This is a genomic window from Solwaraspora sp. WMMA2101 (genome assembly GCF_049179175.1).
Classification (GTDB): Bacteria; Actinomycetota; Actinomycetes; order Mycobacteriales; family Micromonosporaceae; genus Micromonospora_E.
Genome location: NZ_JBMHMA010000006.1, coordinates 3,587,240 through 3,600,877 on the forward strand (window position 1 = coordinate 3,587,240; position 13,638 = coordinate 3,600,877).

At 73.0% G+C, this 13,638-nt stretch carries 14 protein-coding genes and 1 pseudogene; 3 read left to right on the plus strand and 12 right to left on the minus strand.

The features are described 5' to 3' along the window. Positions 1-11: 11 nt before the first annotated feature. The 11 genes and pseudogenes from ACN28F_RS17195 to ACN28F_RS17245 all read right to left on the minus strand — a co-directional run bounded on the left by ACN28F_RS17195 (position 12) and on the right by ACN28F_RS17245 (position 8,335). Positions 12-443: a pilus assembly protein TadG-related protein gene (locus ACN28F_RS17195; RefSeq protein ID WP_289208941.1), complete on the minus strand. Its 432-nt coding sequence runs from the start codon at positions 441-443 to the stop codon at positions 12-14. Continuing rightward, positions 440-925: a TadE/TadG family type IV pilus assembly protein gene (locus ACN28F_RS17200; protein ID WP_289210791.1), complete on the minus strand. Its 486-nt coding sequence runs from the start codon at positions 923-925 to the stop codon at positions 440-442. Before ACN28F_RS17200 ends, ACN28F_RS17195 begins: the two co-directional genes overlap by 4 nt. A gap of 9 nt (positions 926-934) precedes the next feature. After that, positions 935-1,351: a TadE/TadG family type IV pilus assembly protein gene (locus tag ACN28F_RS17205; RefSeq protein WP_289210792.1), complete on the minus strand. Its 417-nt coding sequence runs from the start codon at positions 1,349-1,351 to the stop codon at positions 935-937. Between the two features lie 56 nt (positions 1,352-1,407). After that, positions 1,408-1,668, minus strand: a complete 261-nt coding sequence (locus ACN28F_RS17210) for a hypothetical protein (RefSeq protein ID WP_289208942.1) — start codon at positions 1,666-1,668, stop codon at positions 1,408-1,410. Between the two features lie 40 nt (positions 1,669-1,708). Then, positions 1,709-2,578: a type II secretion system F family protein gene (locus tag ACN28F_RS17215; RefSeq protein WP_421361426.1), complete on the minus strand. Its 870-nt coding sequence runs from the start codon at positions 2,576-2,578 to the stop codon at positions 1,709-1,711. 14 nt (positions 2,579-2,592) lie between these two features. Beyond that, positions 2,593-3,501, minus strand: a complete 909-nt coding sequence (locus ACN28F_RS17220; RefSeq protein WP_289208943.1) for a type II secretion system F family protein — start codon at positions 3,499-3,501, stop codon at positions 2,593-2,595. Then, positions 3,498-4,996: pseudogene (locus ACN28F_RS17225) on the minus strand (CpaF family protein); the annotation flags it as partial. The pseudogene ACN28F_RS17225 and the gene ACN28F_RS17220, both read right to left, overlap by 4 nt. 473 nt (positions 4,997-5,469) lie before the next feature. Beyond that, positions 5,470-6,270 (minus strand): ParA family protein, encoded by an 801-nt coding sequence (locus ACN28F_RS17230; protein WP_289208944.1) that lies wholly within the window; start codon positions 6,268-6,270, stop codon positions 5,470-5,472. A gap of 3 nt (positions 6,271-6,273) precedes the next feature. After that, complete coding sequence (locus ACN28F_RS17235; protein WP_421358651.1) at positions 6,274-6,924, minus strand: SAF domain-containing protein; 651 nt, start codon at positions 6,922-6,924, stop codon at positions 6,274-6,276. Next, positions 6,921-7,880, minus strand: coding sequence for a hypothetical protein (locus ACN28F_RS17240; protein ID WP_421358653.1), 960 nt, complete (start codon positions 7,878-7,880; stop codon positions 6,921-6,923). The genes ACN28F_RS17235 and ACN28F_RS17240 overlap by 4 nt, the downstream gene beginning before the upstream one ends. Beyond that, positions 7,874-8,335: a hypothetical protein gene (locus ACN28F_RS17245; RefSeq protein ID WP_421361428.1), complete on the minus strand. Its 462-nt coding sequence runs from the start codon at positions 8,333-8,335 to the stop codon at positions 7,874-7,876. Before ACN28F_RS17245 ends, ACN28F_RS17240 begins: the two co-directional genes overlap by 7 nt. A 666-nt stretch (positions 8,336-9,001) precedes the next feature. Between ACN28F_RS17245 and ACN28F_RS17250 the strand changes: the two genes are divergently transcribed. Beyond that, positions 9,002-9,733, plus strand: coding sequence for a prepilin peptidase (locus ACN28F_RS17250; protein ID WP_289208948.1), 732 nt, complete (start codon positions 9,002-9,004; stop codon positions 9,731-9,733). Then, positions 9,730-10,239, plus strand: coding sequence for a class I SAM-dependent methyltransferase (locus tag ACN28F_RS17255; RefSeq protein ID WP_289208949.1), 510 nt, complete (start codon positions 9,730-9,732; stop codon positions 10,237-10,239). The genes ACN28F_RS17250 and ACN28F_RS17255 overlap by 4 nt, the downstream gene beginning before the upstream one ends. Positions 10,240-10,300: 61 nt before the next feature. Here ACN28F_RS17255 and ACN28F_RS17260 read toward each other — a convergent pair whose 3' ends face one another. Further along, entirely contained in the window at positions 10,301-11,812 is a 1,512-nt protein-coding gene (locus ACN28F_RS17260; protein WP_421358655.1) for a hypothetical protein, read from the minus strand. Positions 11,813-12,197: 385 nt separating this feature from the next. On the opposite strand from ACN28F_RS17260, the gene ACN28F_RS17265 reads away from it, so the two are divergent. After that, a complete protein-coding gene (locus ACN28F_RS17265; RefSeq protein ID WP_421361430.1) occupies positions 12,198-13,592 on the plus strand; it encodes a nitronate monooxygenase in 1,395 nt (464 codons plus the stop codon). Positions 13,593-13,638 lie beyond the last annotated feature (46 nt).

Sequence of the window (13,638 nt, forward strand, 5' to 3'; positions counted from 1 at the left end):
TTCGCGGCCTGCTAGGGCTCCGTCCGTAGCAGGGCGGTGGCCTGCCCGGTGACCGGGATGGCCGACGGGAAGCCGAAGAGGCTGAGCATGGTGGTTTCGTAGGACATGTCGACGGTCACCGTCAGCTGCTGCTGATCGGGGGCGACGGTGACGGTGTGCCCGGTGACCAGCGGCAGGTCGTCGAGGTAGGCGTCGACCGCTGCTGTCGCCGCCACCACGTCGAGGACCGCGCCGTCGCCGCCGACGGCGAGCCCGATGTCGATCTGCTGCCCACCGGTACGGGCGGCCTCGGCCGCCAGGTTGTCGGCCCGATGCTGGGTGCGGTACTTGCCGGCGGCGTCCACGGTGATCCCGATGACGGTGGCCACCGCCATGAACGCCACGGCCAGGAAGACACTGACCCGACCGGCGTCGACGGCGGCCCGGCCGCCCGCCGGCTTCACTGCCGCCCCCGGAACCGGTCCAACGGGGACCGGAACTCGGCGCTGAGCAGCCGGTCGTCCGGCACCCAGGGCAGCCCGAGGTCGTCGAAGCGCACCGCGCAGGTGATCCGGACGTGGATCAGTGCGGTGGCGGCACCGGGCGGGCTGTCGAACGCCGCCGTGAGGGTGTCCACCCCGTCGTGCTGGAAGTTCGGGACCGGTTCGTCGGCGCAGGCGATCCCGGCCCAGTCCAGCCGCTGCTGTACGGCGTGCGCGGCGTGGGTCTGCGCCTCGGCCTTCGTCCGGGAGATGGAGGCGGCGCGGGCGGCGTCGTGGGCCGCCGCGTCGAGGGCGTTGCGGGCCACCACGGTCCGCCCACTCACCCAGGCGACGACGATGAGCAGCAGGAACACCGGGGTCAGGATCGCGACCTCCACCGAGATCGACCCGCGCTGCGCCGCACCCGCCGCGTCGGTGCCGCGCCGCGCCGCCTGTCGTCGCATGGTCACCCCCTACTGCTCGAACCGTTCGATCTCGCCGGTGGCGGTCTCGCTCACGGTGAAGGTCACGCCGGGCACCAGGGACAACGCCGTACCGCTGACGGTGTAGGAGACGTAGCGTCCGGAGGAGTCGACCACGGGCTCGGGCAACGGGTCGGGGTCGAGCCAGTCGCCGGCACCGGCCAGGAACGCCGCCGCCCGCTGCGCGCCGACCCCGGTGTCGGCGTTGCCGCTGCCCAGCACGTCGTAGCCGCGTTCGGCGCTGACCGCCTGCTGGGCGGCGGTCAGCGCCACCGTCCGGGCCAGGAACAGGGACGCGACCTGGATCGAGGCGAACAGCAGCACGAGGATTCCGGGCAGCAGGATCGCCAACTCGACCGGGGCGGCCCCCCGGTCCGGGCAGGCGCGTCCGCCGGGCCGGGCCACCACCGGGTCAGCGGTGGCCCGGCCCGTGCGTCGGTCGGGCGGGCGCGGCACGGTACGGCTCAGCCGCCGGTGCCGTCGCCGCCGTTGCCGCCGGGGATGTTGTTGGGGTCGGGCAGGTCGTTGCTCGGGTCCGGGTTGGCGTTCATGAAGTCGAAGGCCAGGTTGGAGGCCCAGGCGAGGACGGCGATGGCGACCAGCGCCAGGCCGACGATGATCACGGCGGTCGGCACCGGGCTGTCGCCCCGGTCGCGTTCGGTGGCGTCGCGCAACTCGGCGAGGCGTTGCGCCACCACTACCTGAAGGCGGGTCAGTACCTGCATGTCGGGTCCTTTCGGGAGGGGCTGGCGGGGGATACCGCGGTCAGATGCGGGCCAGAAAGGGATAGAGGACGAATCCGATGAGGACGAAGACCAGGAAGGCGCCCGGGATGTCGAGCCGACCGGTGACCGCTTCGGCCCGGGCCAGGTTGTCGGTCCTGATCTGGTCGCGCAACGAGTCGGCGCGGCTGCGCAACGTCTCGTGCACCTGGGCACCTTCGGTGCCGGACGACTGCATGATCGATCCGACGTCGCCGAGCTCCGGTACGCCGATCTGGTCGGACAGGTCCCGCAGCTCGTCCCAGGGCGAGTGCATCTGCAGCTGGGCCAGCCGCAGCGCCTCCCGGATCCGCTCGAACACCCATCCGTCGCACACCTTCGCCGCCCGTTCCAGGGCCTGGACCGGCCCGTGCGCGGCGGCCATCTGCAGGGCGACGAGGTCCAGGTAGGTGCAGACCGCCCGGCTGAACTCCCGTCGGGCCTGCGCGGCCCGGCTCAGCACGTCCTGGTGGGCCAGCACGGCGGCACCGGCGGCCAGCGCCAGCCCGGCGATCACCGGTACGGCGACCGGCAGGTCGATGCCGACGACCCCGAGGGCCATGGTGAGCACGGTCGGGGCGGCCAGCCCGATCAGCGCCGACAACAGCAGGGAGAGGGCGTACTGCTCCGGGGTGCGCCCGAGCAGGGCGAGTTCCTTGTGTGGCGGCCGTAGCCAGCGGACCACCCCGGTCAGCCAGGCCAGGTCGCCGTCGGCGGCGACCGCCCGGGGCCTTTCCTGGGCCTGGTGCAGCCGGCGCAGCGCGGGGCCGAGCGCCGGCGTCGCCGGGCTGGTCTCCCGGACCAGCAGAAACACGCCGAACCCGACCAGTGCGCCACCGGCGACCGCGATGGTCGTCTGCCAGTTGAGGAGCAGCTGCCAGTCGAAGGTCACCGCAGCACCTCCTCCGGTTCGGGCGCGGCGAGGAACCGGGCCGGGCGGGGCGGGATGCTCATCTGCCGCACCCAGACCAGCAGGGCGACGAACAGGCCACCGAGCGCGGTCATCACCAGCTGTCCGGTGGGAGTGCCGTACGGGGCCATGTAGGCCGGGTTGACCAGCCCGTACCCGAGGACGACCAGGGTCATCACGGTCAGGAACCGTACGGCGAACCGGGGCTGGGTCCGTTTGGCCTCCACCTCGCGGCGGGTGGCGACCTCGGCGGCGGCGGCGTTGGCGATCGACCCGAGGACGTCGCCGAGGCGTTCACCCCGGTCGGTGAGGTGCAGGATCAGCGCCGCGACGACCTGGTCGCAGACCGGGTCACCGATCTCGTCGGCGAACGCCAGCAGCGCGCTGCGGCCCAGCCAGCCGGCCTGCAGCCGGGCGGCGAGGTCCCGTACCTCGGAATTGATCTCGGCCGGCGCGGTCGCGACGGTCCCGATGATCGCCTGCTGCAGCCCCTGGCCGGTGCCGGAGACGTCCTTGAGCCGGCGGGTCCACTCGCCGACGGCTTCGATCCGGGCGATCGCCCGGCGTTCGGCCTTGCCGACGCTGAACAGCCACGGCGCGCCCGGCACCGCGACCGCGACCAGCAGGCCGGCGATCGGCAGCCCGGTGATCAGGAAGGCGAGGACGCCGGCCAGGCCGGCGGCGATCAGCAGCGCCTGGTGCTGGCGTTGTTCGCGTTGGCCGGCCCCGGAGCCCTGCCAGATCCGCGCGACCAGCCGGCCGGTGCGCGACGGCGGGCCGGGTGGCCGGCTGGTGCCGATCACCGCGACGATGGTGAGGACCAGCCCGCCGACGCAGGCCGCGCCGGCGATGACCGCGATCACCTCGATGTTGGCGGGCAGGTTCATCGGCCACCCCGCAGCACGCTGTGCCGGGGCCGCCGCCAGCCACCCACCCCGGCTTCGATGTAGCGGGTCAGGCCGCGTACGTCGTAGCCGACCCGCATCAGCTGTTCGCGGATCCGCTCCGGCAGGTGCCGGGGGATGGCCCGGCCGTCCGGTCCGGGACCGAAGACGGTGGTGGTGGCGATCCGGCCTCCCTCGCCGACGCCGATGACCTCCTCGACGTGCGAGACGAACCGGTGCTTGCGCCCGCCGATGCCGGTCTCGTCCTCGACGGTGACGTAGACGATCAGGTCGAGGGCGTTGCCGGCCATCCGTCGGGCCTGGTCGACGGTCATTTCCCGGCCGTGTGACAGGGCCAACTCGACGATCCGTTCGCCGACCCCGGACGGGGTGCGGGCGTGGATGGTGCACATCGAACCCCGGCTGGTGGTCATCGCCTGCAGCATCGGGACGATCTCCCGGGAGCGGACCTCGCCGACGATGATCCGCAGTACGCCCATCCGCAGCGAGACCGGGATCAGGTCGGCGATGCTGACCTCGCCGGCGGGTCGGCCGTCGAGTCCCCGTTCGCCGTGGCCTTCGCGGGCCTCGAAACTCATCACCGCGCGGTGCCGTTCGGTGCGTTTCGCCGGCAGCAGCTCCCGGCTCTCCTCCAGCAGCACGTACGGCTCGTTGGCCGGGATCTCGTTCATCAACGCCCGGATGACGGTGGTCTTGCCGGCCCCGGCGAGCCCGGCGACCATGATGTTCAGCCCGGCCCGCATCGACGCCCGCAGGAAGTCGCGGACCAGCACGTCGATCATCTCGTCGAGGTCGGCCCGGCCGCCGGCCACGTCGTCGAGGCTGATGTCGAGGGTGTTGTGTTTGCGGATCACCGCGTACGGCCGGTGGCTGACCAGGTAGACGGCGGCGAGCCGGCTGCCGTCGGGCAGTTGCAGGTCCAGGGTGGGTTTCGAGGTGGACAGCGACCGTTCGGTGGCGCCGGCCCGGCGGGCGGCGGCCTGCAGGATCTCGACGAGTTCGTCGTCGCTGTCGGCGATCGGATCGTGCCAGTCGACCTGCCCGTCGCGGCGGGTGATCCGGACCTGGTCGCAGCCGAGGATGTGGACCTCCTCGATGGTGTCGTCGACCAGCAGGGTCTGCAGCCGGCCGAGGCCGACGAGTTCGGCGGTGACCTGGTCGAGCAGGACCCGTTCCTCGTGGGCGGTGAGCGGGGTGCCGGCCCGACGGACCTGGTCGGCGTACTCGGCGACGACGGCGATCGCGATCCGGGCCCGCTCGACGTCCTCCTCGTCGATGGTGAACTCGCGGCCGCGCTGCCAGCGGGTCAGCCGGGTGCTGAGCTCGCGGCGCAGTTCGCGCACGAGCGCGAAGTCGGTGCGGGGCCGGGGCGGGGCGGCGGCGGTCGGGGTGCGGACACCGCCGCCGGTCTGCGGGGCGCGGGCACCGCCGCTGGCCGGCGGGTGGTGGCCGTTGGTCGGCGGCGCGGTGGGCCGGCCGGGTGGTGCGCCGCCGGGTCGGCTACCCGGCCGGGTCGGCCCGGCGGTACGCGGTACGGGTACCGCCGGCACGCCCGGTACCGCTGGGGTGCCCGGTGCCGCTGGGGTGCCCGGCACTGCGGGGGTGCCCGGCACCGTCGGGGCGGTGAGCGCCGCCGCGATCGGGGTCGACAGGCCGGGCGGAGCCGGTGGACCGGGCGGGGCGAGCAGCGGCCAGTTGCGCCGGCCGGCGTACGTCGTCGGCACCTGGTCCGGCCCGGTCTCGCCGGGGATGCCGTTGGGGCCCAGCGGCGGCGTGATCGAGGTGACCGGGTCCGGCCGGCCGGACCACGGTCGCGCGGGCTGGTCGGTCCCGACCGGCTGATCGGGCCAGGTCGGCTCATCTGGCTGCGCGGTCTGGTCTGGCTGTGCGGGCTGGTCGGGTCGGGCCGGCTGCTGGACCGGGTGGTCGCGGGGGTCGCTGGACACTGGTTCAAACCGCATGCGGGACCCCTTCCAGCGCGGGCCAGCGCAGCCGCGCCTGCCGGCGTTCGATCAGCGACCGGACCGGGACCTCCAGCGCCCCGGCGGCGCGCAGCAGCGGCCGGTTGAGCTTGACGGTGCCGCCGTGGCTGAGCACTTCGGCGGTCCGGGGGTCGGCCGGCAGCCGGGCGATCACCGGCAGCTGCAGGGCCTTGCTGATCTCGGCACGGCTGTGCCCGTCACCGACCAGCAGCAGCCGCAGCGATCCGGGCGGCACCCGGTGTTCGGCGAAGTCCCGCTCGATCGTGGCGACCGCCGAGCGGGCGCTGGACAGGTCGGGCAGGTGGGCGGCGGCGACCACCAGGACGATCGTCGCCGCCCGCAGGATCGGCCACGGTGGGTTGGCGACGTACAGCCGACCACAGTCGACGATCACATCGTACGGTGGTCGACCCTGCTCAAGGCCGACGAAGAAGTCCGCGAAGCGTTGCCACAGCGGGGTGACGCTGCCGATCTGCGCGGGGTCGACGACCCCGGGCAGCAGCAGCCGCTCCCGCCGGGGCGCGTCCAGGTCGACCAGCTGGCTCCAGAACGCCTCCTCCAGGTTGCCGTCGCGTAGCTCGCTGACGGCGAGTTCGCCGATGCCGCGGGGGCCGGCCAACGCGCCACCCAGGTAGCCGGCCATCAGCGTCCCGCCGGCCGGGTCGCACTCGGCGAGCACCACCCGGTGGTGCCAGGAGAGGGTGCAGGCCAGCGCGCTGGTGGTCACCCCGGGAGACCCCTTGGCCGAGACGAGGGCGACGATGGCCATCCGTCAGGCCGCCGGGGTCAGCACGACCGCGACCCGGTTCTCGGCGGCGAGCACCACCACGGCTGGTACGTCCCGGGCGGCCAGCGCCAGGTAGGCGATCACCCCGCCCCGGTCGTCGGCGGCCACGTCGATCACGGTCGCGTCGAACCGGGTGACCGCGGCATCGCCGGCGTTGCGCCCCGGGGTGCCGACGAGCAGCAGTTTGTCGCCCGGGTTCAGCCGCCGGGCCGGCACCTGCTCGGCGCGTAGCCCGAGGGCGATCTGCTGCTGGTCGGGCCCGATCATCGGTTCGTTGGTCAGCTGCGCCGGGGTGAGCAGGCTGCCCGGCACCAGGGCCACCGCCGCCCGCAGGCCGATCACCTGGTCGAGCTGGCTGGCTGGCACCGGCTTGATCGCCTGCCCGCCGGCCACCTGCACGGTCACCAGGTCGTCGGCGCTCAGCACGGTGCCGACCGGCACGTCGCGGGCGATCGCCAGGTAGGAGCCGGTGGCCCGGACCGAGGTGACCGCGAACGCCGAACCGAGCCCGCCGAGGGCGATCAGCAGGACCGCCAGGCCGAGCAGGCCGGGCCGCATCCGCCGCTGCCGGACGATCTTCGGCGGGGTGACCGGGGCGTCGGTGCCGGTGCCGGTGCGGGTCGTCGCCACGGTCATTCGCGCACCACCTGAAGCTCGTCGATCTCGATGGTGACCGGAACCGACTCGAAGTCGAGGGTGGCGAAGGTGCCCTGCGGCTCACCGTTGATCGTCCAGGTCACGTTCCAGGTGACGGTCGCGGTGACCGCGTACTGTCCGGGGGCCCGGTAGCCCGGCAGGTATCCGCAGCTGGGATCGAGCGGGTCGTCGACGCCCGGCTGGTAGGCGTCGAAAAGGTCACCGGGGGCGCATTCGACGCTGTCGCCGTTGCCCATGTCGATGGTGACTCCGCTGACCTCGGCGCGGACGACGACGCTGACGTCGCGGTCGCGTTCGGACTCATCGAGCGGCCCCCAGGCGGCCTCGGTGCGCTCGGACCAGACCCAGACCGGCAGGCCGACCAGGCCCGGTGCCTGGTCGGGGTCGGGCGCGGTGTGCAGCGCCGGCCGTTCGAAGTCGATCCGGGCGTACGCGCGGCGGCGCAGCTCGGCCGGGTCCGGCGGAGCCTCGTACCCAGGCGGCGGGTTCTCGAGCCATTCCGGTTCGAGGGAGACCTGCCCGGCTACGCAACTGATCTGATACGCCGTCCAACCCTCCCGGCCGCCGGGCGGCTGGGGTTCGGCGGCCTTGTAGTAGCACTCGTCCTCGCGGTTGAACCAGCCGACGATGTCGTCGTAGCAGGGCAACTCGACGCCGTCGCGGTAGCAGGGGCCGGCCCCGCCGCCGTCGCCACCACCGGAGTCGCCACCGCCGTCGTCGCCGGGCCCACCGGGGGTGCCGGGCCCCTCGCTCCAGCCGTCGCAGTGTGCCTGGGTGATCGTGCACTGGCTGCCGGACTGGGCGGCGACCGGCGCGGCGGCGACCAGCACGGCGGCGCCGGCCAGCACGGCGACTCCGGCGACTGCCGTGAGCAGGGTGCCGACGGCCCGGCCGGCGAGCCGGCCCGGCTGCTTCGGGTCGGCGGCGGTCAGCATGGCTGGTCCGGGTGGGCGACGCCGCTGCTGATCAGCCAGCGACCGTCGTCGTAGCGGGTCGCGGTGGCGGTGGCCAGGTAGCGGCCGACCTCGGTGCCGGGGACGACCTTGTCGGTGTCGTCGGCGTAGACCATCCGGTAATTCTTGGCGTCGAGGCAGTCCTGGATCACCACCGTCACCGGCACCGAATCAAGATTGACTTCGGTCACCGTCGGGTCGGAGATGAGTGAGCCGGTACGCATGGCTCCACGCTCCTTTGCGTCTCGAATGCCCAGCCGGACCTGCGTCAGGAGAGGATCCGCCAGATACTTCTTCAAATCGGGGTGATGCGGGTCTGCCTCGTGTTCGGCGTCCTCGGCGACGGCGAGGTACCCCTCGTACGCGGCGAGGGCGGCGTCGGCCGCCTGCGCGGCGGCCGGGTCGTCGGTGGCGGCGGGTGCGGTCAGCGGCGGCAGCGCGGCGGTCGGTTCGGTGGCGCACGCGGTGAGGCCGACAGCCGCGAGCGCCGACGCGACGAGCGTCGCTGCTGCCCAGCGTGGCGCGGTGAGCCCCACGGTCCGTCCTCCTCGTGCCTGCCGGGCCGGACGTCGCGGCGTACGGTGACCGACACTATTACCAACGTCGATGTTTCGGGGTGCGGTCGCACTCCCCGCTGGAATGTGCCTCCGGTTGCCTCCGGCCGCGCGCTCACCTCCGCCAACGACACAATTCAGCCGGTGGAGTCCGATGTTTCCCGGCAGTAGTGCATCGCTCAAGGGGGGAGCATAGGCTGACGCTCGCGACAGCAACAGGGGCAATTCAGAACAACACTCAGAGTCACGATCTTTGGGTTCGGTGGCGATGGAAGGAGGAGTGCCGTCCGTCTATTCCTGTTCATCTCCCGGAGCCGGGGGTGGTCGCGCTGTCAAGCGATGACAACTGATCGAAAACGGCCATCGGCGTTAGCGAATTGCCGGCAACGTTCGCGTTCTGTCCGATTTGGAAGTCGCCGTCGATGGGGTGGAGTCTCGGTCCGGCGGTCGGTGGTGCTGGATGGCGCGAGTGGTTCGGCCCGGCGCGTCGGGTCCGGTGCCACGCAGGGTCAGCGATCATGAAACTACTGAGAGTGAGGTGTTGGTCGGATGCTTCGACCCGGTCTGGTCGGCGTACCGGTGATCACCCCGGTGCTGCGGTGGGCCGTCGCCGCCCACGCGGTCCCGGCCGGTGAACCCTGGCGTACCGGCTGCCCACGGTGCCGGGCCCCGATCGGACCGCGCCGGTCCCCCCGGACGCTGTCCGCCCTGGCCCGCTGCGACGGCTGCGGTACGCGGATCGGTGCGCCCCCGTTCGCCGTCGAAGCCGTCGGGCTCGTCGTCGGGCTCGCGGTCCTCGCCGCCGGCACGCCCTGGCCGGTCACCATCGCACTGCTCTGGTGGGCCGCCTGGATGGTCCCGCTGGTCTTCGTCGACCTCGCCGTGCACCGGCTGCCCGACCGGCTCACCTACCCGGCGGCGGCCGGCACCTGGGCGCTGCTCGGCCTCGCCGCACTGGTCACCGGCCGGCCCGACGCCGGGCTGCGCGCCGTCGCCGCCGGTGCGGCCGTCGCCCTGCTGTTCGCCGCCACCACGGTGATCTTCGGTGCCCGGGGCTTCGGCCTCGGCGACGCCAAGCTGGCGTTGAGCATCGGCGCGGTGCTCGGCTGGTTCGGCTGGCCGACCGTCCTGGCCGGACTGCTCGTCGCCTTCGTCGGCTCCGGCGCGGTCGCGGTGGGGCTGCTGCTGCTCGGCCGGATCCGCTGGTCGCAGCAGTTGCCGTTCGGGCCGTTCCTGGTGGCGGGCACCGTCGCCGCGCTGACCCTGGTGGGACAGCAATGATCACCATGGACACCGTCGGGCTGTGGGCGGAACGGCTGATCGTCGGCAACAGCCGCCCCTGGCTGTGCCGTCGGGCGACCGGCCGGACCCTGGAGATCGCCGTCGGCACCGGCCGCAACGTCTCGTTCTACCCATCCGACGTCGAGTTGGTGGCCATCGACGTCGACCCCGGCATGCTCGACGTCACCCGGCGTCGGGCCGCCGCCGCCGGCCGGCGGGTCGCCCTCGGGCAGGCCGACGCCGCCGCGCTGCCGTACGCCGACGAGTCGTTCGACACTGTCGTCTGCACCCTGGCGCTCTGCTCGGTGTACGACCGGGCCGCCGTACTCGCCGAGATGCGCCGGGTGCTGCGACCCGGCGGCCGACTGCTCCTGCTCGACCACCGCGAACACCGGTGGCGGCACGCCCACCCGGCCGACCTGGCGCTGCGCGGCGGCTTCGTGGCCGAGGGACGCCGGCGGCTGTGGTTCGGCCTGATCGAGCGGCTGGCCGCCCGTCGGCCGTGACGAACGGCGGATGCCGCCGGGCCAACGGCCCGGCGGCATCCGTCAGTGCGCAGGCGTACGGTCAGTCGACGACCGTGACGATCCGACGACGGCGGAACATCAGCACCGCCACCGCGCCAGCGGCGACCAGGAGCGCTCCGGCGCCGGCCAGCAGCGCGGCCGGGGCACCCGTGACCGGCAGCCCGTCGCCGGCGCCGCCGCCACCGCCCGTGCCGAGGGCGATCTCCGCGACGTCGTTGCTGGTGTCCGGATCCTGTACGCCGCCGTCGACGACGACCGTGCCGACGGCACCGGCCGCGCCGACGATCTTCACCTGGAATGCGAAGAGGTACGACTCACCCGCGACCGGGCTGTGCGTCGGGAAGCACAGGTAGACCAGGCCGACCGGCTTGCCCCGGTCGTCCCAGACCGGCTGGTCGTCCACGACCGGCGTGCAGCGCTCGTCGACGGTCACCGCCTCGACTCCGTCCGGCAGCGTGACCAGTGCCGACGGTGCCCACACCTCGTTCGGGGAGTTCAGCCTGGCGGGCCCGTCGTTGCGCATCCCCACCTCGATGTCGACCGTGTCGCCGACGCTGCCGTCCACCGTGGCACCGACCGCGACGGTGTCGGCGGGCTGCCTGGGGATGTCGACGAGGAAGTCGGTCCAGTTGTCGGAGTCGTTCAGGTCCCACAGCGGCTCCACCGAGGTGAGCCGCAACTGCTCCCCGGCCGCCTCGGCGGACCGGAACCCGAGCGCGGAGACCTGCTCGTCGCCGAGCGGGTGCACCACGACGTTGACGATCCGCTCTCCCGGGCCAGGTGCGTCGTCGGCGACCTTCACCCGCAGCGGGGTCTCCTCGTGCAGCGCGAAGACCTCCCCCGGGCCGACCTCACCGAGGATCTGGCAGGTCAGCTCCAGGAAGTTTGCGTCGTAGTCGCAGTTGTCGTACCGGTCCGGCAGCTCCAGGTCCAGCCCGACGCTGAGCACCACCTCGACCCCGGCGGCGGCCACCGTACCGACGTTCGCGGCCTCGACCGGCACGGCCATGCTCTGGCCCGGCTCCAGCGTCACGTCGTCGATGGGGGCGACGACCAGGTCGACCCCGGGCCAGGCCAGCTGGACGTACCCCTCGGTCTGCTGGTCCTGCGGCATGTTCGCGGCGGAGGTGGTGACCTGGATCAGGCCCTGGTACTCGAGGACCTCGAGATCGCCGGGGAGGGCGTCGATGGTGTAGACGTGCGACGAGTCACCCGGCAGTTCGTCGAGAACGCAGGTGGCGACCTTCCCGGCGACCGTGCAGCCCTGGTCCGTGCCCGGCAGGTCGAGCTGGAACGCGTCCGACACCATCGAGGCGTCGATCGTCACGGACACGTCCACGGCCGTGGTGGGGACGCTGTTCTCAACGGCGACCTTGACCGGCTTCGGGATGGTCGCGTCCATCGCGATGTTGACCACGTACTCCATGTACGGCTGGGCCCAGGCGACGTCAGCCGGCTCGGTGGCCCGCGCCGGTGTGGCGATCGACAGGCCGGCGAGGCCGGCGGCGAGGCCGGCCGCGGCGATCCGCCGGAAAGGTGTCCTGATGTGCATGCGCTGTTTGTCTCCCCGCTGGACGATTCAACGAATGTCGCTTCGCACGGTCTATTCACGAAGGACAGCGCACGGTAGCCATGATCCATCCAGGACCGCAACTCCCCTGACGATTCGTCGCGGAGATCCGAAAGGCGCGCAACATAGGTCTTCGCCGGCATATGACGCAGACACTGGCTGCCCGCTGCCCGCTGCCCGCTGCCCGTGGCCCGGCCTGCCCGTGCTGCCCGCTCCCAGGACATACCGGCCAGCGGTAGAGGCGTTGTGCCCGACGACACCGGGCGGCGATCCCCTGGCCGGCCGGCGTCGCAGCGACCACGCTGAACGGGTGGCACACACTCCGACGCCGGCCGCGACGAGCCTGCCGGCGGTCATACAGGGTGGGATGGGCGTCGGCGTGTCGAGCTGGCGCCTGGCCCGCGCCGTCGCCCGGACCGGCCAGCTCGGCGTGGTCTCCGGCGTGGCCCTCGACGTACTGCTCGCCCGTCGCCTGCAGCGTGGCGACCCGGGCGGGCACGTCCGACGGGCACTCGCCCGGTTCCCGGTGCCCCGGATCGCGCAACAGGTGCAGGACCGGTACTTCGTACCGGACGGGGCGTCGCCGACGGCCGCGTACCGGCCGGTGCCCCGGCTCGGACTGCGGACCGCCCGCCACGGTCAACTGCTGGCCGTCGTGGCGAACTTCGTCGAGGTGGATCTGGCCCGCGAGGGCCACGACGGTCCGGTCGGGGTGAACTATCTGGAGAAGATCCAGCTGGCGACCCCGGCGGCGGTGTACGGTGCCATGCTCGCCGGGGTGGACTACGTCCTGATGGGTGCCGGGCTGCCGACCGAGATCCCGCGCCTGCTGGACGGGCTCGCCGGACACCGTCCGGTACGGCTGACCGTGCCGGTGCACGGGGCCGTTCCCGGGGAGGAGCACCACGTCCGCTTCGACCCGGTGGAACTGCTCGGCGAGGCCGTCGGTGACCTGCGCCGCCCCCGGCTGCTGGCGATCGTCTCCTCCGCGACCCTGGCCGGGTACCTCGCCCGCGACGAGGTCACCCGCCCCGACGGCTTCGTCCTGGAGTCCCCGGTCGCCGGTGGCCACAGTGCCCGCCCACGCGGGCGGCTCACCGTCGACGACGACGGCGAACCGGTGTACGGCCCGCGCGACCAGCTCGACGTGCCGAAGGTGGCCGGTCTGGGGCTGCCGTTCTGGCTGGCCGGCGGGCAGACCGGCCCGCAGCGGTTGGCCGAGGCCCGCGCCGCCGGGGCCGCCGGCGTCCAGGTCGGTACGGCGTTCGCCCTGTGCCGCGAGTCCGGGCTGGACGAGGCGATCCGCCGACGCATGCTGCACGAGGCCGGTCAGGGCGCACTGGTGGTGCGCAACGACGTACGGGCCTCGCCGACCGGGTTCCCGTTCAAGATCGCCGCATTGCCGGACACCGTCGCCGACGAGCAGATCTACGCCGACCGGCCCCGCCTGTGCGACCTCGGCTACCTGCGGACCCCGTACCGCCGTGACGGTGGTGGTGTCGGGTACCGCTGCCCGGCGGAACCGGTCGACGAGTACGTACGCAAGGGCGGGTCGGTCGAGGAGACCGTCGGCAGCCGCTGCCTGTGCAACGGCCTGGTCGCGGCGGTCGGCCTCGGCCAGCACCGGCCGGACGGCTACGCCGAGCCGCCGCTGGTGACCCTCGGGCAGGACCTGGCCTTCCTGCGTCAGCTGACCCGCCACGGCGTCGACTATTCGGCGGCCGACGTCGTCGACCATCTGCTCGCCGCGGCACGGTCTTAACGGACTTTCATCTTCCTCCCGTCCGGCTCCCATCCGTGGCGGGTGT

What these genes read in the sequence shown, in the direction of transcription:
- ACN28F_RS17250 (WP_289208948.1), top strand. Translation starts at nt 9,002, where the DNA reads ATGCTTCGACCCGGTCTGGTCGGCGTACCGGTGATCACCCCGGTGCTG.
- ACN28F_RS17210 (WP_289208942.1), bottom strand. Translation starts at nt 1,668, where the DNA reads ATGCAGGTACTGACCCGCCTTCAGGTAGTGGTGGCGCAACGCCTCGCC.
- ACN28F_RS17235 (WP_421358651.1), bottom strand. Translation starts at nt 6,924, where the DNA reads ATGACCGTGGCGACGACCCGCACCGGCACCGGCACCGACGCCCCGGTC.
- ACN28F_RS17260 (WP_421358655.1), bottom strand. Translation starts at nt 11,812, where the DNA reads ATGCACATCAGGACACCTTTCCGGCGGATCGCCGCGGCCGGCCTCGCC.
- ACN28F_RS17240 (WP_421358653.1), bottom strand. Translation starts at nt 7,880, where the DNA reads ATGCTGACCGCCGCCGACCCGAAGCAGCCGGGCCGGCTCGCCGGCCGG.
- ACN28F_RS17255 (WP_289208949.1), top strand. Translation starts at nt 9,730, where the DNA reads ATGATCACCATGGACACCGTCGGGCTGTGGGCGGAACGGCTGATCGTC.
- ACN28F_RS17200 (WP_289210791.1), bottom strand. Translation starts at nt 925, where the DNA reads ATGCGACGACAGGCGGCGCGGCGCGGCACCGACGCGGCGGGTGCGGCG.
- ACN28F_RS17230 (WP_289208944.1), bottom strand. Translation starts at nt 6,270, where the DNA reads ATGGCCATCGTCGCCCTCGTCTCGGCCAAGGGGTCTCCCGGGGTGACC.
- ACN28F_RS17220 (WP_289208943.1), bottom strand. Translation starts at nt 3,501, where the DNA reads ATGAACCTGCCCGCCAACATCGAGGTGATCGCGGTCATCGCCGGCGCG.
- ACN28F_RS17265 (WP_421361430.1), top strand. Translation starts at nt 12,198, where the DNA reads ATGGGCGTCGGCGTGTCGAGCTGGCGCCTGGCCCGCGCCGTCGCCCGG.